The sequence below is a fragment of the Bradyrhizobium sp. P3_C3 genome, from assembly GCF_056402655.1.
Genome location: NZ_JBFUGY010000006.1, coordinates 188,789 through 210,763 on the forward strand (window position 1 = coordinate 188,789; position 21,975 = coordinate 210,763).

Below are 21,975 nucleotides of genomic sequence, written 5' to 3' on the forward strand. Positions count from 1 at the left end.
CTCTTCATCGGCATTCGCGCCGATCCACAACCGGGTGGGAGAATGTCGTGAGGTCGTCCGGCATCAGAACTGGCCGGGCGGCAGCTTGAAGATGTCGGGGCTCTTGGCGTCGGCCACGTAGAACAGCAGCAGGCTGGTCGGGGTCAGCACACGCTGGTTGTTCTCCTTGTTCTCGAACGTGCCCTGCAGAAGCAGGATCACCGAGCGATCCTTGGCGTCGCTGCCACGGAACATCACGATGCCGCCGGCGACGGGCATGTTCATCGCGATCGAATCGGGCTTGAAGCCTTCGCCCATGAAATGGGCGCGCAGGATGTTGGCGTTGGAGAACAGCTTCTCCGGCGTCATCGCCGTGTCGGTCCCCTTCGACCAGACCGCGCCGATCTGGATCAGCGACTTGGACTTGTAGCCGAACACATAAGAGAGCTCGGCAGTCCCGCCGTTCGGCAGCAGCTCGGGAACGGAGAGCAGCAGACTGTGCGTCAGCTCGGACGCGTTGTCCTGCGGCCTGATCGCGTCGGGCTTGGCGCTGAAGTCCTTGGTCATCGCCGCGCGCACGTCGGATTCGTTCATGCCGAATTTGGCGGAGCGAAAGCCGTCGATCGCCTTGGTCGTCTTGTCGTCCGCACCGGTGGTCGGCGTCTCGGTCGCAGCAGCGACCGGCGCACCGGCGGCGGCAGCTGGCGCCGCACCGGCAGCGGCGGCTCTGGGTGCCGGCGCAGCCTTCTGCTTCGGCACCACTCCCTGAGCCGCGAGCGGCCCGGCTGCAACAGAGGTCAGCAGGCCCACGAGGGCCGGAAGAAGATAGATTTTGCGCATCGAAAACCTTCGAAACAAACCTGAAACAACGCTTCAAAAAATCAGCCGCTCAGAAATCGACTTCTCCGAACCGTCGTCTCAACGAGACGGGAAATGTTGCAACGCCACAATGCGTTGCAGATCGTCACGGAGCAGACAAAGCTCGAAACAGCGACTCTTTGGCCGGGTAGGAATACGGTATCGGACTGCCGAATGCTGCGAATGAACATTCATAAGCGCATTTTTTCATCAATTGTGGACACCGCCCTTTCGCGTTAAGCATCCGGCTGGGACAGACCATCGTGCAAAGAATTCCATGACCGAACGGCCTTCCGCGTTCGCGCTCGATCGCCGCGGCTTCATTCGTCTCGCAGGCACAACCGCCGCAGGCTGGATTGCGCTCGGCGCAACGTCAGATCGCATGCGGATCGTTGCCTCGCTGACGGGATTGCCGCTCGACGACGAACTGACCAGACGGAGCATGACCGACAGCCCGACCTCCCGCCTGGGTGGTCTCATCGTCGGCTTGAGGCAGCGAGGCTGGGTCGAAGGCGTCAACTTCCGCCTCGAGCTTCGTTCGACCTTCGGCGGACCGGACAAGCTCAAGACCGCGGTCCAGGAGTTGCTCGAGCTCAAGCCGGACGTGATCCTGACCGGCTCGACCATCGAAACCGCCGCAGTCTTTGCCGCCACCAAAACCATCCCGATCGTTTTCGCGACCGCCAACGATCCCGTCGGCAACGGCTTCGTCGAAAGCCTCGCGCATCCCGGCGGCAACGTCACCGGCTTCACCAACAGCACCGCCGAAATGGGCGGCAAATGGCTTCAGCTGATCCGGGAGGCGGTGCCGGATCTCGCGCGCGTCGGCGTCCTTTTCAACCCGGCGACCACGCCCCGCGCCGGGCGCTTCTTCCTCGAATCGATCGAGCAGGAGGCCGCGACATCAGGGGTGTCCGTGGCCCCCGCGCCAGTCAACGCGCCAACGGACATCGACGAAGTCATCAGGCGCTTTTCCGAACCGCCCAAGGCGGCGATGGTTGCGCTGGTCGACAGCTTCCTCGTGGTCCACCGTCAGGCGGTCGTGGCGGCGGCAGCCAAACATCGCGTCCCCACGATCTATCCGTTCCACTATTTCATGGATGCGGGCGGACTGATGAGCTACGGGCCGACGCTGGAGGTGCGCTCGGCCGATTACGTCGATCTCATCCTGCGCGGCACCAAGGCCGGAGATCTGCCGGTGCAATCGCCGCGGAAATACGAGCTCCTGATCAACCGCACTGTCGCCCGCTCGCTCGGATTGAACATTCCATTCACGCTGCTGGCGCGCGCCGACGAGATCCGCGAGTGAACGAGGCGATCGACCAGGGACATTTGCGGACGCCCCCGGGCCGGTTGTTCCGAAAATATCTCTACTCGATCGTCGCCCTCGCCTTTGCCGCGCTCGCCATCAACACTGGCTTCGACGTCTGGTTCTCCTATCGCGAGCAGAAGCAGCTTCTCGCGGCGACCCAGCGCGAGCAGGCAGCAAGCGCGGCCATCCAGATCGGCCAGTTCATCGGCCAGATCGAAAGCCAGATCAGATGGCTCTCGCGGCTGCCTCCGGAGCTGTCGAGCAACGAAGACGACCGCCTGAACGCGATCCGGCTCCTGCGCCTCTCGCCCGCGATCGCGGAAATTGCCGAGCTCGATTCGCAGGGCCGCGAGCAGGTGCGCGTGTCGCGCCGTGTCGCGGACAGGGTCGGCAGCAAGGCCGATCTCTCGGCTTCGCCGGCCTTCCGTGGTGCCAATGAAAGCCGGGCCTATTACGGGCCGGTCTACTTCCTCGGCGACACCGAGCCGTTCATGACGCTCGCCACGCGCGGGACCGGGCGGAATCCCAATGTGATCGTGGCCGACGTCAATCTGCGCTTCATCTGGGACCTCGTCGCCGGGATCAGGGTCGGCAACACCGGCAAGGCCTATGTGGTCGACCGCATGGGAGTCCTGATCGCGCATCCCGATCTGTGGCCGGCGCTGCAACGGACCGATCTCTCCGGGCATGCCGACGTGCGCGCCGCACTCGACGGCGTGGGGCCGCCTTCGGGCGGCCTGGTCAAGGGGGATCTGTCAGGCCAGCGCGTGCTCTCGACCTATGCGACGGTCCCCTCGCTCGGCTGGCTGGTGTTCGTCGAGCTTCCGCTCAGCGAGGCCTACGCCCCGATCTATGCATCGATCGGACGCGCGACGTTTCTCCTGGTCGTCCTGCTGGCCTGCGCGGTCCTGGTGTCCCTCTGGCTCAGCCGGCGCATGACCGTGCCGATCCAGATCCTGACGCAGGGCGCGCGGCGGATCGGCAGCGGCGATCTCGGCCTGCGGCTCGCGATCAAGACCGGCGACGAGCTGGAAGCGCTCGGCGACCAGTTCAACCGGATGGCCGCTCACTTGCGCGACTCCTATGCGACGCTCGAGCGCAAGGTCGCCGAGCGGACCGCCGAACTCGAAAAGACCCGCGATCAGGCCCTGGCCGAGCATGACGCGGCCGAGCGCGCGCGCGGGGCCGCCGTGCTGGCCAACGAGACCAAGTCGCGCTTCCTCGCCGTCGTCAGCCACGAGCTGCGCACGCCGCTGAACGGCGTCATGGGCGTGCTGCAGCTGCTCGACGACCGCAGCCTCGGCGAGGCACAGCGCCGCCACCTCGCGACCGCGGAGGCATCGGGCGAAACGCTGATCGCGCTGGTCGATGCCATCCTGGAATATGCCCGCCTGGAGGCCAGCACCGAAACGCTGGAGACGCGCGACTTCCGCCTCCACCAGCTGATCGAGACCGCCGCGGAGCTGATGTGTCCGCAAGCCTTCGGCAAGGGCCTGACCTTCGACCTCGCCTGCGATGCGACGGCCGACACATCCGTGCACGGCGATCCGGTCAGACTCAACCGCATCCTGCTCAATCTGATCGGCAATGCCATCAAGTTCACCCCGCACGGCGGGATTGCGCTCGCGGCGGCCGCCGAGCAACGCCACGATCATGTCCTGCTGCGCATCACCGTTCGCGATACCGGCATCGGCATTGCGCCCGACATGCACGAGCGCATCTTCGACGATTTCGTCCAGGCCGACGACAGCATCGCGCGGCGGTTCGGCGGCACCGGCCTCGGACTCGCGATCGCACGCCGGCTCACGCGCCTGATGCGCGGCGAGCTGACGGTGGAGAGCACGCCGGGCGCGGGCAGCACGTTCACGCTTCAGGTGCCGCTCGGCCACGCCGCAAGCGGCGTCGCGCAAGGCGCGGTCCCGCCGCCGTCGCGGCAGCTCCGCGTGTTGCTGGTCGACGACGATCCCGTCAATTGCGAGGTCGGCGAAGCGATCCTGAACCGGCTAGGCCATCGCGCGACGATTGCGAGAGACGGCGCGTCGGCCATTGCGCTCGCCCGCGATCAGGCGTTCGACATTATCCTGATGGATCTGCACATGCCCGACATGGACGGCGTCGAGGCGGCCTCGCGGATCGGCAAGCTCGGTCTGCCAAAAATGCCGCGCATCATCGCGGTGACCGCCGACGTCTCCACCAGCGCCCGCGAGCGGCTCGCCGGCGCCGGCATCGCCAAAATCGTCAGCAAGCCGATCCTGATCAACGCGCTACGCGAGGCGATCGAGGACGCCCCGGATGAGCCGGCCGCCGCGCAACTCGCTGCAGGCGCATTGATCGACCGGCATTTCCTCGACGACCAGCGCGAGCTGCTCGGCCCCGCGCAAATCGAAAAGCTCCATCATTTGCTGGGGGAGACCAGCGGCAAGCTGATCGCAGACATCGCCAAGGCGGCAGCGATTGGCGATCACAAGCAGCTTGCGCGGCTCACGCACCAGCTCGGCAGCGCCGCCAGCGCGCTCGGCCTCGTCCGCCTGTTCGGGCGCAGCCGCGAAATCGAACTGGCGGCGCCCTCGATGTCCCCACCCGAATGCCAGGGCGCCGCGCGCGAACTCGTGGCGCTTCGCGAGGCCTCGATGAGTGCGCTCGACGATCTGCTCCGGACTGCTGAGCAGCGTTCGGCCAGCTAAGCGGTGTTCCCATAAATCGGGGTGCTTGGGTCAGGCACGGCTGATGACCGGTAATCTGCCAATAGTGGGGGAATGGTGGATCTCGCCAGAGGTCGCAGAAGAGCCACAAGCGGACGGCAGGGAAGGCCCGCTCAGTCAAAAGTTGAAGTAAACCTTCGAACAATCTCCGCAATCCGAGGCCCCGTAAATCTGTCTACCGGGTTGATGCTGCGGTCATCACGATAGAACTCGCCCGCGTCGAAGGCCAAGTAAACGTCCCAAAATAGAGGAGGCAAATCCGGCTCCCGCCCCATAAGGCCCATCAGTTCGTTTACGACCCGATCACAGAAATCGAAATCAAGGGTACTTTTGTTAAATCCTGACGCTAGTTCGAGCGCCAACGCATCGTACAACACATCCCTAGCTAACCCGCTCTGCCCGTTCCATTGATCCAGAACGGTATGGTTCAACAAGGGCTGCGGCTCAGGCCCTTCAAGCACATTCTCAGCCTTATGACTTGCGTTAAGCGAAGCAATCATTTCCTCTATGATGGACATCTGCTGGATAGCCCCGCACGAATTTTCAGCTAAGGCTACCCTGTACCATAAGAAAGCAGGCTTGGAGCTTAACGTCCGTTTCGGGTCAAAATGCCAAGAACTCAGCGCGAGCAAATCCAGTCGGCTACGCCCAAATAAGCAGACGCTGATGGCGAGCGGAGCCGACATATCTCGGCCCGGCTCTTCCGCGCGGATCATTTCGGCCGGCCTGACGCCGCCTCGTCCTCGCGCCCAAACCGCTCCACCAGAAAATCAATAAACAGCCTGACCTTCACCGAAAGATGCCGAGTCGGCGGATACACCGCATAAAGCGCGAGCGGCGGCGCGGAATAGTCGTCCAGCACCGTCCGCAGCTCGCCCTTCTTCAACGCATCGGCCGCGATGAACTCCGGCAGCAGCGCGAGGCCCCTGCCCTTGATCGCGACGTCGCGCAGCACTTCGGCGTTGTTGACGCAGAGCGACCAGGCCGGCTGGATCCAGTGATCACCGTCGCTGCCTGTGAGCTTCCACTGATTGCCGGTCAGCAGGAACCCGTAGGTGAGCGAGGCATGCTCGCGCAGATCCTGCGGATGCTTTGGCGTGCCGTGACGCGCGAGATAATCCGGCGAAGCGCAGATCATGCGCGCTACCGGCATGATTTTTCGCGCGATCAAACTCGACGATTCCAATTCCGCGATCCGCAAGGTCACGTCAAAGCCATCCTGGACGGGATCGAGCAGATCGTCGCTGAGCACGATCTGAAGCTGAAGCTCGCCATAGCGCGCCATGAAATCGGCGAGCACCGGTCCAAGCCGCATCGTGCCGAACGACATTGGCGCGTTGACCCGTAGCAGGCCGCGCGGCGCCGACTGGGCCTGCGCCACCGCCTGATCGGCGGCCTCGATCTCCGAGAGGATCACGACCGCGCGCTCAAAATAGCGCTGGCCGTTCTCGGTCGGGCTGGCGTGGCGCGTCGTCCGGTTCAGGAGCTGGACGCCGAGACTCTCCTCGAGGTCGGCGATGTATTTGCTGATCGCCGAGCGCGACAGCCGCAGCTGCCGGCCCGCCTCGGCAAAACTGCCGCTTTCGACCACCTTCACGAAGGCCCGGAGGCTGGCGACCTTATCCAAGGGCCGGCCCCGGCGATTGTTTCCAAATCGTAGACATAGACGTCATATTTGCATGGATTGTCTCCAATCCAAAGCGGAACGATATTTCCACCCAGAGCAAGACCGCTCCCCGAATTCTGGAGGACGACAATGTCTGGACTGCACCACGTCACCGCGATCGCCGGCGATCCCATCCGCAATTTCGGCTTTTACACCCGGGATCTCGGCCTGCGCTTCGTCAAGAAGACGGTCAATTTCGACGATCCCGGTACCTATCATTTCTATTACGGCGACGAGACCGGCCGCCCCGGCACGATCCTCACCTTCTTCCCCTGGGCCGGCGTGCCGGCCGGGCGCCGCGGCGTCGGCGAGACGCATCAGACCGCCTTCCGTGTGCCGCAGCGCTCGCTCGGCTACTGGACGCAGCGCTTCACCGAGAAGGGCATTGCCTACGAGGCGCTCGAGAAGCGCTTTGGCGAGTCCGTGCTGCCGTTCACCGACCCTGACGGCATGGCGCTCGCGCTTGTGGGTGTCCCCGGCGCCGAGAACGAGCCCGGCTGGAGCAATGGCGACGTCCCGGCCGAGCACGCGATCCGCGGCTTCCACGGCGTGACCTTGCTGCTCGACAGCGCGGCGAAGACGGCTGCCGTCCTCACCGACGTGTTCGGCTTCAAGGAGACCGGACGCGAGGGCTCGGTGATCCGCTTCAAGGCGCCGGGCGATGCCGAAGGCAGCGTCGTCGACATCTACGAGGCCAAGGGCTTCTTGCGCGGACATCAGGGCGGCGGCTCCGTCCACCACATCGCCTTCCGCGCGGCCGATGACGCCGAGCAGGGCCGGATGGCGCAAAAGCTCGTGAGCAATCACGGCCTGCATCCGACCGAGCAGAGGGACCGCAACTACTTCCGCTCGATCTACTTCCGCGAACCCGGCGGGGTGCTGTTCGAAATCGCGACCGATATCCCCGGCTTCGCCGTCGACGAACCGGTCGCAACGCTGGGACGTGATCTGAAGCTGCCGAGTTTCCTCGAAGCGCAGCGCAAGCAGATCGAAAATGTTCTGCCGAGCCTGGAAGAAAGCGCGTCATGACCGAGAGCACATTCATCCATCGTTTCGAGCCCGCGACCAGCGCGGGCTCCCCTCCGCTGCTGCTGCTGCACGGCACCGGCGGTGACGAGAACGACCTGCTCGGGCTCGGCAAGATGATCTCGCCCGGCTCCGCGCTGCTCTCGCCGCGTGGCCGCGTGCTCGAGCACGGCATGCCGCGCTTCTTCCGCCGCCTCGCCGAGGGCGTGTTCGACGAGGACGACGTGCGCCGGCGCGCGCTGGAGCTCGCCGACTTCGTCGCGGACGCGCGGCAGCAATACGGCATCGCCGCGCCGGTTGGGGTCGGCTTCTCCAACGGCGCCAACATCGCAGCCGCGCTGTTGCTGCTGAAGCCGGACGTCCTGGCAGGCGCGATCCTGCTGCGTGCCATGGTGCCGCTGTCGGATCCGCCGAAGGCGGAGCTTGGTGGCAAGCCGATTCTGCTGCTGTCCGGGCAGTCCGATCCGATCGTGCCGGCGAGCAATTCGGCAAAGCTTGCGGCGCTGTTGTCGGAAGCGGGAGCGCGTGTCGACCACAAGGTCCTGCCGGCGGGCCATCAATTGTCGCAGGCCGACGTCACGCTGGCCCGCAACTGGATCGGCAGCGTCGACGCCAAAGCGGCATGAACCAACGAGCGGCGCATCGTTCACGAACGGTGCGCCGCTCATTCGCCTTGCGATCCGTCAGGCAGATTTTCGAAGCGGTTGTTTCTTCGGTTGCTGTCTCGCCGCGCGGCCAATGGCGGCGATCGCCTCCATCTCGTCGACGAGGCCGGACCGATCGATATCGACTTTCATGGCCTCGCCGAGCAGACGGGCCGCCTTCCTGAATTCCGGCTCTGCAATCAATCGGTTCACCGCCGCGGCAATTTCCGCTTCGGAGGCGGTTGGAGGCAATTGAAGCCCTGCCCCCTTCGCTTCGACGCGCGCGGCGTTGGCAGCCTGGTCCCGCCCCATTGGCAGGATGAGCTGCGGCAGTCCGTTGATGAGTGAACGCGTGGTCGTTCCGTGGCCGCCTTGCGAGATCACCACGGAAACATCCTTCATGACGAGGTCATGGGGAGCGCCGCGGACCAAATGCACATTGTTCGGAGCCCTGAGATCGGCGACGTCGACATTGGGACCGGCTGTTGCAAGGGCATCGATCTCGACCGCTTCCATCGCTGTGATAATGCGCTGAAACAGTTCGCGCTGACCTTGCGCGCCCGTGCTGCATGCGATCAGCCCGCGAGGACGACCCGACTGAGCCGACCATGGCGCTCGCCACGCCTCAGTCTGCCGAGATTTGGACCAGTTCGGCACATCGAGCAGCGGTCCGACGTAGCGGAAATTGTCGGGCAGCGAGTCAGCTTGAAAGTCGAACGCTCGACTGGTCGCGAGCAAAAGCCGGTTGGCCCGATCGAACAGATCGAAGACATCTGCCAGAAGCGGAAGACCCAGATCGGCACGCGCGCGGTTGAGACCAGGCAGGAACACATTGAGTGTTTCGGCAAGCTTGGCATTGGCGGCGTCGACCTCAGCGCGCTCTTCCGGCGTTTTCGGTTGGCCCAATCCGCTGACAGCCGGCGGCATTCCCGGCAGGGGCCGAATGCTGACATGAGGGGACAGAAGAGCGAAAGGCACGCCAGACGCCTCCGCCCCGAGCGCAGCGCCAAACAGCACGTCAAGCACGAGAACGGCATCCGTCGGCATACGGCCGATCTCATCCCGGACATCGGCGGCATAGAGCGCGGCAGGATCAAAGATGGCCTGGCGTAGAAAGTCTTTCACATCCGAGACGTCCACCGGATCCGCAGCCTTTCCGGTCGGGGCGCGGCGCCATGCGACAAATGCAAAGCCGGAGGCCTCGACTTCAGAGCGCATCGCCGGATCCGCCATCACCCGGATATGATGTCCATTCCGGTGCAACCTCCGCGCCGCAGTCAGCAGCGGGCTCAAATTCCCGAGGGTCCCCCACGACGCCAGCAGAAAATTATAAGACATCGTAGAACCCTTTCGTCACGGTTGCGAATGCGCTGTCGCAATCCATCCTGCGCAACCCAATGCAGGCTTCCGGACGGACGCGTGGCTGCGCTTGTGTTCGCGCGGGCCACGCCAAGAATGGAGCGGCGCGCGCTACCGAACGATGTCTCCTCTGGGGGAGACGGTTACAGCTGTAAGGAGACGATGGCCGCTTATGGGCCAAAGCGGACATTTGAGCTGATGGCCAGGTCCGCCAAGCGGCAAAAGCGATCCAACAGTTCAGAACGCGGATCTGTCCGCTAAGGGCCAATTCCGGGCATTGCTGAGGGGGCCACGGTGCCTTCGTGTGACGCCACCTGTTTCCCGGATGCGTCAAGTGACGTAGAATGCCACTGCCCCTTGAAGCGGGACGTGCCGAAATCACCGCCCGGGCAAACGAGCAGCACTGGTGCCATCGGCAAGCACGCTCTCTTAGAAGCCGTTCTTTTTTCGGTTTCGTACCATCGTTCACCACGAACTTTGCGCGCTGCTTACGCGGCGGCTCGTTCGGTAACGTCGGGAGAAAGCGATGAGCAAGATCGATCGAAGGTCCGCACTGGGAATCGCGTTGGCAGCGGGTTCGGCTGCCATGGTCAAGCCAGCCGCCGCTCAAGCCACAGGCTACAAGGATATGACGCCTTGGCCAGGTGTCGTGGTGCGTGAATATGAAGGCGAAACACCATCCCTGATCCCAGGTTTTAAGACCGTCTCAATGCGCGATATCATTATGCAGCCGGGGTCAAAGACCATGGGGCCCCCGATGATGAACGCCATGGTCTGCCATATCACCGAAGGGGAGCTTCGGCTTGAGCAGGACGGAAAGACCTTTACGGGCAAGAAGAATTTTGTCTGGACCTGCAACAAGGAAACAAAAGAACAGGCGTTCAACGACGGGAATGTGGTCGCGATTATGCGGATCACCGACCTGAAGGCTTAACGCTCGTTTCTTCGCAAGAGATCGATTGTGGGAGCGGATAGCGCATGCGACAACGCGCCATCCGCGTGCAGGGCCGCGTCGGTCAACGCCACGTCTGCGAAGGGCCACAAACGGACATTCCATACTGCGCGGTCGATGGGAATTGGAATGAGACCGGTCTTTCCCGACAACCGCGCGCGCTCATGGGGGCAGACCCATGATGGAGCAAGCTCGCATGACCCTTTCGAGGTATTCCGGCCCGTAAAATCGAGCGAGCTTTGGAGCGAGTGTGGAGACGCGGAGAGCGGGCCTCGCTTCCACCAGGCGTGCACCGATCATCCGGGCTTCCTCGACCCTTCCAGACATTGCGTGGCATGCCGCCAGAATGAATTGTGCGTTGAGATAGTTGGGCCGGTGCAGCACAGCCGACTTGGCCCATGACGATCCGTCCTCGTATCGATCCGTCAAGAAATGCGCAAACGCTATTCCGGTCTGCAGCAGAAAAAGAAACGGATCCATGGGGCTTAAACGCCCCCGGCGTGGAACTGCTTAAGCGCCGCCTCTATGTCACCGCGCCGTATGTGTTCCCAGCCGATCGTATACCGTGCGACAGCCAGGTTCGGGTTAAGCTCATGCGCTCGGGAGACGAGGGCCACGCCATCGTCGATCTCATATAATACGGCGCCAATTGCCTGCCCGGCTCTCACCAGTACGGTTGGATCATCCTTATCGAGCTCGATTGCACGCCTTGCCAACCGTCGGGTGTCGTTCAGTTCCTCATCCGCGTCGATCGTCCAGCCGAAGATCTTTCGTTGCAGATAGCAATAAGCACCAAGCGCGTATGCTGAGGCCAATCCGGGATCGATCTCGACAGCAAAACGGATCAGTCTGAGGGCTTCAATATTCTGTTCGCGGGTGAATTCATAGAAGCTCGAGAGTGCACGCAGATAGTAGTCGTAGGCCTGAAGATTTTCGGTTGGCTCGCGTTTTGCGCGCTCGATCTCGGCGCGCTCCAATTGAGGAAAGAGTGCGCTAATCACGCTACTCGTCACTTGGTCCTGCAGATCGAAGATATCTTTGAGCTGGCTGTCGAACCGGTCCGCCCAGAGATGAGCACCCGTCGTGGCCTCGATCAACTGCCCGGCAATGCGAACCCGATCGCCGGATTTGCGCACACTGCCTTCGAGCACATACCGAACGCCCAGCTCGCGCCCGACCTGCCTGATGTCGATAGCCTTGCCTTTGTAGGTAAAAGTGGACTGTCGCGCGATGACGAACAACGATTTGGACCTTGAAAGGCCAGTGATGATGTCCTCGACCATGCCGTCGGCGAAATACTCCTGCTCCGGATCGGAGCTCAGGTTGGTGAATGGCAGAACGGCCAGCGACGGTTTGTCGGGAAGTGGGAGGGCGGGTTTAGCCGTCTCCTTCTGGATTTCTGTGACCGCCACAGTGGGGGCGCCGTCAGCCTCATGCACCATACCGATAAAGCGATAGCCCTTCCTTGGCAGCGTCTTGATCAACCGCTGTTTCTCCCCGGAATCGCCAATTGCGGACCGGGCGGCATTCAGGCGGGTCGTCAGCGCGGCATCCGATACGCACCGCCCCTTCCAAATGGTTGTGATGAGCTCATCCTTGCAAACCACGCGCTCACGGTTGCGGATGAGGTAGTCCAGAAAGTCAAAGGTCTGTGGCGCCAGGGCAACGACGTTTGTGTCGCGGTACAGCTCGCGGCGGCCGGAATCCAGTTGGTAGTCTTCGAAGAGATAGCGCAAGACGCGAAATCCCTTGGACGGTCTCCGGTCAGGCCCGGCAACACCTTGGAAAATAAAGAATAAGCTCTCCGTAAGGAAAATGTAAGCAGCAGATCAAGCGCGCTGGGCCGGATTTTGGCAGCATGCCAGGGTGGAAACAAGGTGCCCGAGGATGCTGCGATGAGCATGATTTATCAGACAACGGGCTTGGTCCAGACGACAGACTCTCAGCGACGCAATGTCAGCGTTTTCAGGAATTGCTGGAACGCTTTTCAAGAGTGGCGGAAATGGGAGCGGCTGCGGCGCGATCTTTACAGCCTAAGTGATCAGGAGCTGAAGGATATCGGGATTACGTATGGCGAGATCGACTACGTGGCCTCGAACCAAAATACTGACCCGCGAGGCATACGATCGGTCGGATGATGTCGACCTCCGGCAGCGGTGGACGGAACGTCGGAAATTGGGCGACGCGAGCCGCTTGGCGGCCCAGATACCGGCTTGCGCTTAGTCAAAGGCCAACACCGCGCCAACGCCCCAACACGCCAGCTTGGGGTCGCAAGCCGAAATCAGCATCGAGCAACGCCACGTCTGCGACGGGCCACAAGCGGACCTTGKCCAGCATCACTCGATCACCTCAGATTGCTTAGTTGGCTGCGCGCACAATGGCCGGTGGCTGCCATGAGCCCCCACCGGCCGGCAGGATCGAAGGCGCCGTTGTCTTCGGCCAATATAAACGCATCACGAGGTAGATTTCGTCATTCGGCGCCGGCAACCAATTGGATTCCTTGTCGACGCCGGGCGAATCTTTTTGGATATACAACGTGAGAGAGCCGTCGGCATTCTTCTTCATGTCCGGCAGCATCGGCGAGTTGATCAGGTAGCGGTTGATCGGATTCTCGATCAGCAATTGGCTCTTGCCATCATACATCGTCACCGACCAGAAAGCCTCTACCGGCGGGAATTGTCCGGCGGAAAAAGTGATTGTGTACTTGTGCTTGGAACCATCGAGCACCTCGCCATCAGCAAGCGCCTTCGTCATTGGATAGACGGCCTCGATTGCGTCGTTGCCATAGATGCCGCCCTTGGCTGCGGCAGCGCGCTTCAGCCAGTCGCCGCTGTAGAATTGCCGGTCTCCGAACAGCGATCCGATTTTCCAGCCATTTACGTCTTTCTGTCCACTAGCAAGATACTTTTCAACTTTCTCTTCGCCGTCCTTCATCCCTAGCCCGATTTCAATCTTGTGGGTCAGCGGAAGATCCTTGAAGTCGAAGGTCTTTCCGGGGCCGACGCCGATGCGCGTGAGCTTGGCGCGGATTTCCTTTTCCTCCGGCCCGGCCGGCGCAAATTGGAGAGCGAAGTCGAGATACTCGAAGAAGTTCTTCTTCACCAACTCCGCATTAGCCTTGGGAAAGTCGACGGCCGCTGCAGCGGGGGGCGCGGGCTGCTTGAGGTAGGCCGACAGGGGCTGCACCTTATAGCCGGCCTGGACCTTCTCAACGTTCGGCATATCTGCCGGATGGAAGAGCTGGGTGCGGTAGGCGGCGGCGGAAAATTGTGTCGAGGAGTGAAACATCTTCTTGATGCCAGGCGGAGTGGCACCCTGCCAGTTCGGCCCAACCACCATATAATCTCCGGCCTCGCTTCCGGTCGCGCGGCTACCGATATATCCGTAGTTGAACGTGTTGCCGTCGCAAAGCATCACTGAATAGTAGCGACTCTTGTCAACAGCCGGCACGGAAAGAACGATCGGCTCGGCGCGCAGATCGAGCCATAACAGCGAATAGGGCGTGTCGCTATTGGGAGTTATTACGGCCGTGTCCTTGTATGTATAGACACGCGCCTCGTTTTTGATCTGGTTGAACGGCGCCTTGAATTGCCCAGAGTTCCTGTCGACGGCATATTCGTACATGACGGCGTAGTTCATCACGATCGGCAGCCCGTAGATGAAGCCTTCTTCGGCGATGGCCTTGGCCTCGCGGATGTCAGGCCATTCCGCCTGCGACACACTTGGCGTCAGTGCGAATATCGAGCCCGTCAGAGCGGCGGCCAATACACTTGATCGAATGTTCATGTGAACCACCCACGCGCGAAAGGGCGCCAAATAGACACCCGGGAAGCTGGGTCATCATTTCACGAAATAGTCTCAGCGGACTACGGAAAAACGAACGGCTTGCATCTGTCAGGCCAAATCGCGCTGAACTACAATCGAAATCCGATTTCATGAGCATTTTCCAATACGTTGATGCTCATTCGTTCGGAAAATGTCCGCTGTGGGTCAAAAGCCGACACCGCGCCAATGCCCCAACACGCCAGCTTGGGGTCACAAGTCGAAATCAGCATCGAGCAACGCCGCGCCTGCGAAGGGCCAAGAGCGGCCGTTGCACACCAGTCCATGAACAAGAGAGGTCGCCTCGCGAACGACCTCTCCTTCGTGTCCGGCAATGTATGCTTGTCGCGATCAGCTTTTTTGAACGGCGGCCGCGGCTTTGCGTATCACGTCGATAACCACATTTGGCTGGGAGAGCATCGGCACGTGGCTGCTCGCCACCTCGGTGACCGTCGCTCCCATGCGCTTCGACACCCAGCGTTGCAGATCCGGATGCACAGTATGGTCTTGCGTGGCCAGAATGTACCAGCTCGGCTTCGACCTCCACGCGATCTTGTCGGCGCTGAGCTTCTGTTGCTGGAACAGATTGTAGACGGGCGCATAATGGGTGGCCCAAACCAGCTTCTGGTCTTCCGCGGAGAGGTCTCCTGCGAAGAACTCGGTGCCGCTCGGAAGCATCCAGGCACGCCCATCGGCGACCTCGACGCGTGAGAAGATATCCGACGGATACTTGTCGAGCTGGTCCTGTACGGTCTCGCCGGCATCCGGAGCGACCGCTGCAATGTAGACGAGACCGACCACGCGTTCATCGGTGCCCGAGCCCGTGATGGTGGCGCCGCCATAGGAATGGCCGACGAGAAGGACCGGGCTGCCAACACGATTGAGTGTGCGCTTCACCGTCGCCAGGTCCTCCTCGTAGGAGTCCAGGCCATATTGAACGGCGATCACTTCGTACCCGTCGGCCTGCAATGCTGGAATGACTTTGCTGAAACAGGAGCCATCGGCCCAAATGCCGTGACAGAAAACGATCGTTGGCTTGGTTTGCGCAGACATACTGCTTTTCCTTTTTTGCACGAACTTCAGCGATGGAGGGCATTGGAAGACCAACTCGGTTGCCGGGGCCCCCATTGCGAAAGTCAGACTATTCGTTCATAAATGGCCGATTAGCCGTCTTTCGTTCGGTTCTTTCGCGATCAAAAGTCCTGAATGACAACGATTCTAGAAAGAACGGCCGGTCTGCTGGCCTTCGTGCGGACGGTTGACGCGGGTTCTTTCGCCGGCGCCGCGCGATCGATCGGCGCCAGCCCCTCGGCGGTATCGAAAAGCGTTTCGCGCCTCGAACAACGCCTCGGCGTGCGCTTGCTGCAGCGCTCAACGCGCACACTCAGCCCAACGTCCGAAGGCGCCGCTTACTACGAGCACGTCGCTCCCCATCTGCGCGCGATAGAGGAAGCCGACGACGTCGTGCAGGTTCCAGGAAACGTCCGCGGCGTGCTTCGGGTCACTGTGCCGAGTACATTTGGACGCCCGTTGATTTCCGCATGGGCGGGCTCGTTCCTGGAGCGCTATCCGGACATCAAGCTTGATCTCAGCGTCACGGATCGCCGTGTCGATCTCATCCGCGAGGGTTTCGACCTCGCTGTCAGAATTGGCGAATTGGAAGACACAAACTTGATCGGCCGATCGTTAGGTGTCCTGCAATATGTTCTGGGCGCGTCGCCGGAATACCTTCAGCGGAGAGGAATCCCGCAGTCGATCGACGATCTCACACAGCATGCCTGCCTTCGCCATCTGCTTGGCGGCCGGCCGCAAGCATTTACTTTTGCGGACGGCACACGGGTCATCCCCGATGGCCCCTTCGATAGCGACGATGCCCAGTCGTTGATCGAGGCGGTCATAAAAGGCGTTGGCATCACGCAGTTCATGCGCATCGCAATCGAGGACGAGCTCACCGCCGGACGATTGAATGTCGTGCTGCCGGACATACCGATGTTCACTACACCGGTCTACGTCCTGCACGCATTCGGACGACAACTCCCCCTGCGAGCCCGCCTGTTCATCGATTTTCTTGTCGACGCCTTGGGCATGTCGCGCAATTTGTCACTCTGAACTTTCGGAACTAGCCGGAGACGCGGTCCGACGCGAGCAGGGCTCTCCGCCTGATCCTCTCGGCCAGTGACATCTAAAGCGCGGGCAAGCCGGGCGGCGGCTTGCGCATGTTGGTCGCCTGCTCATAGGCGTAGGCCAGACGCAGCAGCTTGTGCTCGCTCCAGGCACGGCCTGCGAAGGTAACGCCGAGCGGATAGTCAGGCGTGTCCTTGTCGTCTGCTCCCGAAATGAAACCGCCCGGCACCATGACGCTGGGATAGCCCGCCTTCGCTGATATCACGCAGCCTGCGGCGCCGGGAAACAGCACCGCGTCGAGCTTGTGCTGGTTCATGTAGGCGTCCATACCGCGCGTCTTGGCGGAGAGCAGGTCCATGGCCCGCGCCGATTTGTACTCGCGCTCGCTGAGATCGCCTCTGGTCATGTTGGCGGCGAGGAACAGGTCCTGGCCGAACCGCAGCGCCGTCTCAGCGTTCGCCTCGTTGAAGGCCACGATGTCGGCCATGGTCTTCATCTCTGTGTTCGTCGCCCAATCGCTGAGGTAGAGATTGAGATCGTGCTTCAGCTCGTAGAGGAAGACGATCGGCGGCGTCGCCGGATTACCCCTATTGCGGCTCAGGGGATTGCGATTGAGCACGTTCATGCTCGTACCCGGCCCGCCGATCCAGCCAGATGTTGGCATGTTGGCACGCACGATGATGGCGCCCAGATCCTCCAGCACCTTGATCGCGTCGACCATCACCTTGGCCGATCTGGGCGGCAACTTGCCGTAGTAGCGATCGTTCAGCGGATCGGCCGGGTCGCTCGGCACGCCGATGCGCGCGCCCTTCATCGCGTCGGTCGCGAGGTCGGCGGTGTAGTCGACCGGCCGCCGCTGCCGCTCGGTCGCGGGGTCGAGTGGGTCTTCGGCTGCCAGCACGTTCAACAGCATCGCCGCGTCGCGCACCGTGCGCGCCATCGGCCCTGCAGTGTCCTGGCTGTGCGAGATCGGCAGGATGCCAGCGCAGCTGACCAGCCCAACGGTCGGCTTCACGGTGACGAGGCCGTTTTGGCTGGCGGGATACAGCAGCGAGCCGGAGGTCTCGGTACCGATCGAGGCCGCGCACAGACCGGCGGCCACCGCGACCGCCGAACCCGCGCTTGATCCGCCCGGCTGCACGACCGGAATGCCGTGATCGCCCATCAGCGCCGGCGCGTAAGGGTTCTTCACCTGGCCGCCGAGCGACGAATAGCCCGAGGGCATGTCGGTCGCGATAATGTTGGCGAACTCCGTCAGGTTCGCCTTGCCCAGGATCACCGCGCCGGCCTTTCGCAACAGCTTGACGATTGTGGCGTCTCTCCTGGCGCGCGCGCCCTCCAGCGCGAGCGAGCCCGCCGTCGTCGGCTGCTTGTCGCCGGTCGCGATGTTGTCCTTCACCAGGATCGGGATGCCCGCCAACGGCCGCCTGGCCGATGGTTTTGTGTCGTCGAGCTTGCCCGCGATCCCAAGCGCGTCGGGATTGAGCGCGCGCACGGAGTTGAGCGCGGGCCCGTTGCGGTCATAGGCTTCGATGCGCGCGAGGTAAGCTTTGGTCAGCGCCGTGGCAGTGACCTGCCCGCCGGCCAGCGCATGAGCGATATCGCTCATCGGCGCATTGTCGAGCTTCAGGGTGATCGGTGCTTCAGCGCTGACGGCAGCCGCGGCGATGCCAGCATCGCGGCGGGATGGCTTCTTCATGGCGTGCCTCGCCTGACGGCGCGTCCCGAACCATGACGCCGCGATGGTCGTATATTGCCGGTGTTTTGCCCGACGGGTCAACCGCATCGCATGGCTCAGCAAGCCATCGAGCGGACCGCGCAAGCCATTGAAATATCTAACCCCGGCTACTGTGCATGGGGTTGTTTTTCAGGTTTTTGTTTTGAGCCGCCAAAAAAGATTGACCTCTCCCCGATGGGGAGAGGTCAACGTTGAAGCGACAGGTTCGACTTGATCGAACGGCCCCTACTCCCAGGACCAGGTCGAAAAATCGTTCTCGTATTGTGGGACGTCCTTCCAGACGCCCTTCAGCTTCTTGTTAGTGATGGTGATGAGCTGCGGCTGGTACAGGAAGCCTGCGACCGCGTCGGTGGCCAGCATGCGCTGGGCATCGCCGAGCAGCTTTGCGCGGCCGGCCTCGTCAGGCGTCGACACAATCTGCTTGTAGAGCGCGTTGAAGGCCTCGTTGTTGTAGCCGAGGTAGTAGTCCGGCTCGGTGATCTTGACGAGGTCGAACGGCTCGACATGGCTGACGATGGTGAGGTCGAAATTGTGCGGGCCGTTGCCGGCGAACACCTGCGACAGCCACTGCGCCCATTCGACGTTCTCGATCTTGGCGATGATGCCGACCTTGGCGAGTTGCGCCGCGAGGATCTCGCCGCCCTGCCGCGCATAGGACGGCGGCGGCAGCTTCAGCGACAGTTCGAGCGGCGTGGTGACGCCGGCTTCCGCCAGCAGCTTCTTGGCCTTCTCGGGATCGTAGGGGTTGATGCCGGTGGTGTCGACGAAGCCGAGCGCGCCGGGCACGTAGAAGCTGCCGATCGGCGTGCCGAAACCATCAGCCGCGCCGTCGACCATCGCCTTGCGGTCGATCGCGGCGAGGATGGCACGGCGCACGCGGACGTCGTCGAGCGGCTTCTTGCGCTCGTTGATGCCGACGATGGTCTTGGCACGGGAGCCGCCGACCATGACGTTGAAGCGCGGATCGGCCTTGAACTGTCCGATGGCGCGCGCTGCCGCAACGCGCGGGAACGCATCGACGTCGCCCGAGAGCAGCGCCGCGGTCTGCGCCGCCGGATCGGAGATGAAGCGGATCGTCACCTTCGACAGCTTGATCGCGGCAGCGTTGCGATAGTCGGCCCATTTGGTCAGGGTGATCGAGGAGCCCTTGGCCCAGGCCCCGAGCTGATAGGGCCCGGTCCCGACCGGCTGCGTGCCGTTGGTGGCTGCACTCTTCGGCTCGACGATCGAACCGCTCGCCTGTCCGAGCAGGAACGGCAGGTTCGGCTCGGAATACTTCACCGTGATCACGACGGTGTCGGCGTCGGGCGCGTCGACCTTCTCGAAAGCCTGGAACAGGCTCTTGTCCTTGTTGGTGCTGGTCGCGATCGCGTTGCGCTCGAACGAGAACTTCACCGCCGCGGAATCGAAGGCCTCGCCGTTCTGGAATTTAACGCCCTTGCGCAGCTTGAACGTGTAGGTCTTCAGGTCCGGCGAGGCCGTCCAGCTCTCGGCCAGCAAGGGCGAGACGGAGYCGTCCTCGTTGATCTTGGTCAGCGTCTCATAGATGTTGTAGAGCGTTACTTCGGCGATCGCGGCCGCGGCGGCGATGGTGGGATCGAGCCCCGGCGGCTCCAGCGCCATCGCCATCACGACGCTGTCCTTCTTGCTCTGCGCCTGCACCGGCAGCGGTGCTGCAACAAGCGCAGCGGCAAACGCGACGATCGATAATTTCCTGAACATGCGTAACTCCCCGGCCTTCTCTTGTCTCAGCCTACGCCAATTCCATGGGGGACACTAACCTTCCATGGCCGCGTGCGGCAATGCCATCACGGCCTCCGCCTTGTGGCAGGCGGCGAGATGGGCATCGCCGACCTTGCGTAGCAAGGGCGGAACCTCGCGGCAATGCTGGTCGGCCAGCGGACAGCGCGCGACATAGGGGCATCCGGCAGCAGTCACCGATTGCGAGGCGATCGCCTGGGCCCCGCGCCGGCGCCGGCCGCCGCCGGCACGCGCCCGCGGCACGGCATCCAATAGCGCCCGCGTATAGGGATGGGCACAGCGCTCGAACAGGTCCTCCGGCCTGCCCTGCTCGACGATCCGGCCGAGATACATCACCGCGACCTCGTCGCAGAGATAGTCGACCACGGCGAGGTCGTGGCTGATCAGGATGTAGCTCAGGCCGAACTGCTCCTGGAGGTCCTGCATCAAATTGAGCACCTGCGCCTGCACGGAGACGTCGAGCGCGGAAACCGGCTCGTCGGCGACGATCAGCTTGGGCTGGGTGATCAGCGCGCGCGCGATCGCGATGCGCTGGCGCTGGCCGCCGGAAAATTCGTGCGGATATTTATCCATGTCGGCGTCGCGCAGGCCGACCTGCCGGAGCACCGCGGAGACGCGGGCGCGGAACGTGGTGCGGTCGGCATCTTCCAGCACGGTGAGCGGCTCGGCGACGATGCGCGCGATGGTCTGGCGCGGATCGAGCGATCCGTAAGGATCCTGGAACACCATCTGGAAATCGCGGCGCGCGCGGCGCAGCTCATCGGGCGAGATGCGGTTGAGATCGCGCCCGAGCAGCGCGACCTGCCCCGACGTCGGCCGCTCCAGCGCCATCACCACCCGCGCGAAGGTCGACTTGCCCGAACCGGACTCGCCGACGACGCCGAGGCTCTTGCCGGCATCGACCCGCACGCTGACGCCGTTAAGCGCGCGCACCTGGCCCGGCGGGCGGAACAGGCTTTCGCGCGGCAGCGTGTAGCGCTGCTCGAGATTTTTGACATCGAGAAGCGGTGCTGCGGTCATGCGGGCAGCGCTCCGACATTCGCGGCCATGGAGACATCGGTGCGCACACAGCGCACGCCGTGACCGGGACCGACTTCGACCATCGGCGGCAGCGCCACGCGGCACTTGTCCTCGACCAGCGGACAACGGTCGCCGAAAGTGCAGCCGGCAGGCAAGTCCGCAAGTTCGGGCACCGTCCCCGAAATCGTCGTCAACCGCGTCCCCTTGCGCGCACCGAGCTTCGGCCGGGCGCGGAACAGGCCTTGCGTATAGGGATGGCCCATGCGGCGGAACACCTCGTCGGTCGGCCCGCTCTCGACGACCGTGCCGCCATACATCACCATCATGCGCTGCACGTTCTCGGCGATGACGCCGAGATCGTGCGAGATCAGGATCATCGACATGCCGCGCTCCTCGACGAGATCGGCGATGAGATCGAGGATCTGGCCCTGGATGGTGACGTCGAGCGCCGTGGTCGGCTCATCCGCGATCAGGAGGTCGGGCTCGCAGGCCAGCGCCATGGCGATGGTGACGCGCTGGCGCTGACCGCCGGAGAACTGGTGCGGATAGGCGTCGATCCGCCTTGCGGGGTCGGGCAATCCGACGCGGTCGAGCAAGGCGATCGCTTCACGCCGCGCCTGCGCCGCCGAATATTTCTTGTGACGCCGCAGCGGCTCGGCAACCTGATGGCCGATCGTGTGCATCGGGTTGAGCGCGGTCATCGGCTCCTGGAAGATCATGCTGATGCGGTTGCCGCGCAGCTTGCAATAATCCGCATCCGACAGACCGGCGAGCTCGCTGCCGTCAAGCCTGATACTGCCGGTCACGACAGCACTGTCCGGCAAGAGGCCCATCAGCGACAGCGCCGTCACCGACTTGCCGCAGCCGGATTCGCCGACGAGACCCAGCGTCTCGCCGCGCTTGAGGGTGAAGCTGACGCCGCGCACGGCCCGCGCGGGTCCGCGGCTGGTGTTGAGGCGAACGCCGAGATTGGCGACCTCGATCAGCGGCAGGGTTGAGCGCTCCCCCATCG

18 protein-coding genes are annotated in these 21,975 nt (G+C 62.8%); 7 read left to right on the forward strand and 11 right to left on the reverse strand.

Features of this window, described 5'->3' with window-relative positions:
- Nucleotides 1-63: 63 nt before the first annotated feature.
- Complete coding sequence (locus tag AC1DW2_RS09620) at nt 64-819, reverse strand: hypothetical protein (RefSeq protein WP_477005865.1); 756 nt, start codon at nt 817-819, stop codon at nt 64-66.
- Nucleotides 820-1,114: 295 nt separating this feature from the next.
- On the opposite strand from AC1DW2_RS09620, the gene AC1DW2_RS09625 reads away from it, so the two are divergent.
- Both AC1DW2_RS09625 and AC1DW2_RS09630 read left to right on the forward strand, forming a co-directional pair.
- Entirely contained in the window at nt 1,115-2,146 is a 1,032-nt protein-coding gene (locus tag AC1DW2_RS09625) for an ABC transporter substrate-binding protein (RefSeq protein ID WP_477005866.1), read from the forward strand.
- Nucleotides 2,143-4,833, forward strand: a complete 2,691-nt coding sequence (locus tag AC1DW2_RS09630; protein WP_477005867.1) for a hybrid sensor histidine kinase/response regulator — start codon at nt 2,143-2,145, stop codon at nt 4,831-4,833. The genes AC1DW2_RS09625 and AC1DW2_RS09630 overlap by 4 nt, the downstream gene beginning before the upstream one ends.
- 131 nt (nt 4,834-4,964) lie before the next feature.
- Here AC1DW2_RS09630 and AC1DW2_RS09635 read toward each other — a convergent pair whose 3' ends face one another.
- Together AC1DW2_RS09635 and AC1DW2_RS09640 are read right to left on the reverse strand one after the other, a co-directional pair.
- A complete protein-coding gene (locus AC1DW2_RS09635; RefSeq protein ID WP_477005868.1) occupies nt 4,965-5,567 on the reverse strand; it encodes a hypothetical protein in 603 nt (200 codons plus the stop codon).
- Nucleotides 5,564-6,478: a LysR family transcriptional regulator gene (locus AC1DW2_RS09640; protein ID WP_477005869.1), complete on the reverse strand. Its 915-nt coding sequence runs from the start codon at nt 6,476-6,478 to the stop codon at nt 5,564-5,566. The genes AC1DW2_RS09635 and AC1DW2_RS09640 overlap by 4 nt, the downstream gene beginning before the upstream one ends.
- A gap of 129 nt (nt 6,479-6,607) precedes the next feature.
- On the opposite strand from AC1DW2_RS09640, the gene AC1DW2_RS09645 reads away from it, so the two are divergent.
- Nucleotides 6,608-7,546 (forward strand): ring-cleaving dioxygenase, encoded by a 939-nt coding sequence (locus AC1DW2_RS09645; RefSeq protein ID WP_477005870.1) that lies wholly within the window; start codon nt 6,608-6,610, stop codon nt 7,544-7,546.
- Nucleotides 7,543-8,169, forward strand: coding sequence for an alpha/beta hydrolase (locus AC1DW2_RS09650; RefSeq protein WP_477005871.1), 627 nt, complete (start codon nt 7,543-7,545; stop codon nt 8,167-8,169). The genes AC1DW2_RS09645 and AC1DW2_RS09650 overlap by 4 nt, the downstream gene beginning before the upstream one ends.
- A 57-nt stretch (nt 8,170-8,226) precedes the next feature.
- On the opposite strand, the gene AC1DW2_RS09655 is transcribed toward AC1DW2_RS09650, so the two are convergent.
- Nucleotides 8,227-9,525, reverse strand: coding sequence for a glycosyltransferase (locus tag AC1DW2_RS09655; protein WP_477005872.1), 1,299 nt, complete (start codon nt 9,523-9,525; stop codon nt 8,227-8,229).
- A gap of 547 nt (nt 9,526-10,072) precedes the next feature.
- Here AC1DW2_RS09655 and AC1DW2_RS09660 point away from each other — a divergent pair.
- Nucleotides 10,073-10,480: a hypothetical protein gene (locus AC1DW2_RS09660; protein WP_477005873.1), complete on the forward strand. Its 408-nt coding sequence runs from the start codon at nt 10,073-10,075 to the stop codon at nt 10,478-10,480.
- Nucleotides 10,481-10,983: 503 nt separating this feature from the next.
- Here the strand turns inward: AC1DW2_RS09660 and AC1DW2_RS09665 are convergent.
- Nucleotides 10,984-12,234: a winged helix-turn-helix domain-containing protein gene (locus AC1DW2_RS09665; RefSeq protein WP_477005874.1), complete on the reverse strand. Its 1,251-nt coding sequence runs from the start codon at nt 12,232-12,234 to the stop codon at nt 10,984-10,986.
- Nucleotides 12,235-12,393: 159 nt separating this feature from the next.
- Between AC1DW2_RS09665 and AC1DW2_RS09670 the strand changes: the two genes are divergently transcribed.
- Entirely contained in the window at nt 12,394-12,636 is a 243-nt protein-coding gene (locus AC1DW2_RS09670) for a DUF1127 domain-containing protein (protein ID WP_441268635.1), read from the forward strand.
- 220 nt (nt 12,637-12,856) lie between these two features.
- Here the strand turns inward: AC1DW2_RS09670 and AC1DW2_RS09675 are convergent, their stop codons facing one another.
- Nucleotides 12,857-14,284, reverse strand: coding sequence for a DUF1254 domain-containing protein (locus AC1DW2_RS09675; protein ID WP_247308704.1), 1,428 nt, complete (start codon nt 14,282-14,284; stop codon nt 12,857-12,859).
- Nucleotides 14,285-14,671: 387 nt separating this feature from the next.
- The gene (locus tag AC1DW2_RS09680; protein WP_477005875.1) at nt 14,672-15,373 is read right to left on the reverse strand and encodes an alpha/beta hydrolase; all 702 of its coding nucleotides are present in this window, start codon (nt 15,371-15,373) and stop codon (nt 14,672-14,674) included.
- 153 nt (nt 15,374-15,526) lie between these two features.
- On the opposite strand from AC1DW2_RS09680, the gene AC1DW2_RS09685 reads away from it, so the two are divergent.
- A complete protein-coding gene (locus AC1DW2_RS09685; protein ID WP_477005876.1) occupies nt 15,527-16,429 on the forward strand; it encodes a LysR family transcriptional regulator in 903 nt (300 codons plus the stop codon).
- Between the two features lie 73 nt (nt 16,430-16,502).
- On the opposite strand, the gene AC1DW2_RS09690 is transcribed toward AC1DW2_RS09685, so the two are convergent.
- The 4 genes from AC1DW2_RS09690 to AC1DW2_RS09705 all read right to left on the reverse strand — a co-directional run bounded on the left by AC1DW2_RS09690 (nt 16,503) and on the right by AC1DW2_RS09705 (nt 21,973).
- Entirely contained in the window at nt 16,503-18,143 is a 1,641-nt protein-coding gene (locus AC1DW2_RS09690) for an amidase family protein (RefSeq protein ID WP_477005877.1), read from the reverse strand.
- A 264-nt stretch (nt 18,144-18,407) separates the two neighbouring features.
- Nucleotides 18,408-19,904: an ABC transporter substrate-binding protein gene (locus AC1DW2_RS09695; protein ID WP_477005878.1), complete on the reverse strand. Its 1,497-nt coding sequence runs from the start codon at nt 19,902-19,904 to the stop codon at nt 18,408-18,410.
- 54 nt (nt 19,905-19,958) lie between these two features.
- On the reverse strand, nt 19,959-20,963 hold the full coding sequence (locus AC1DW2_RS09700) for an ABC transporter ATP-binding protein (protein WP_477005879.1): 1,005 nt from the start codon (nt 20,961-20,963) through the stop codon (nt 19,959-19,961).
- A complete protein-coding gene (locus AC1DW2_RS09705) occupies nt 20,960-21,973 on the reverse strand; it encodes an ABC transporter ATP-binding protein (protein WP_477005880.1) in 1,014 nt (337 codons plus the stop codon). The genes AC1DW2_RS09700 and AC1DW2_RS09705 overlap by 4 nt, the downstream gene beginning before the upstream one ends.
- Nucleotides 21,974-21,975 lie beyond the last annotated feature (2 nt).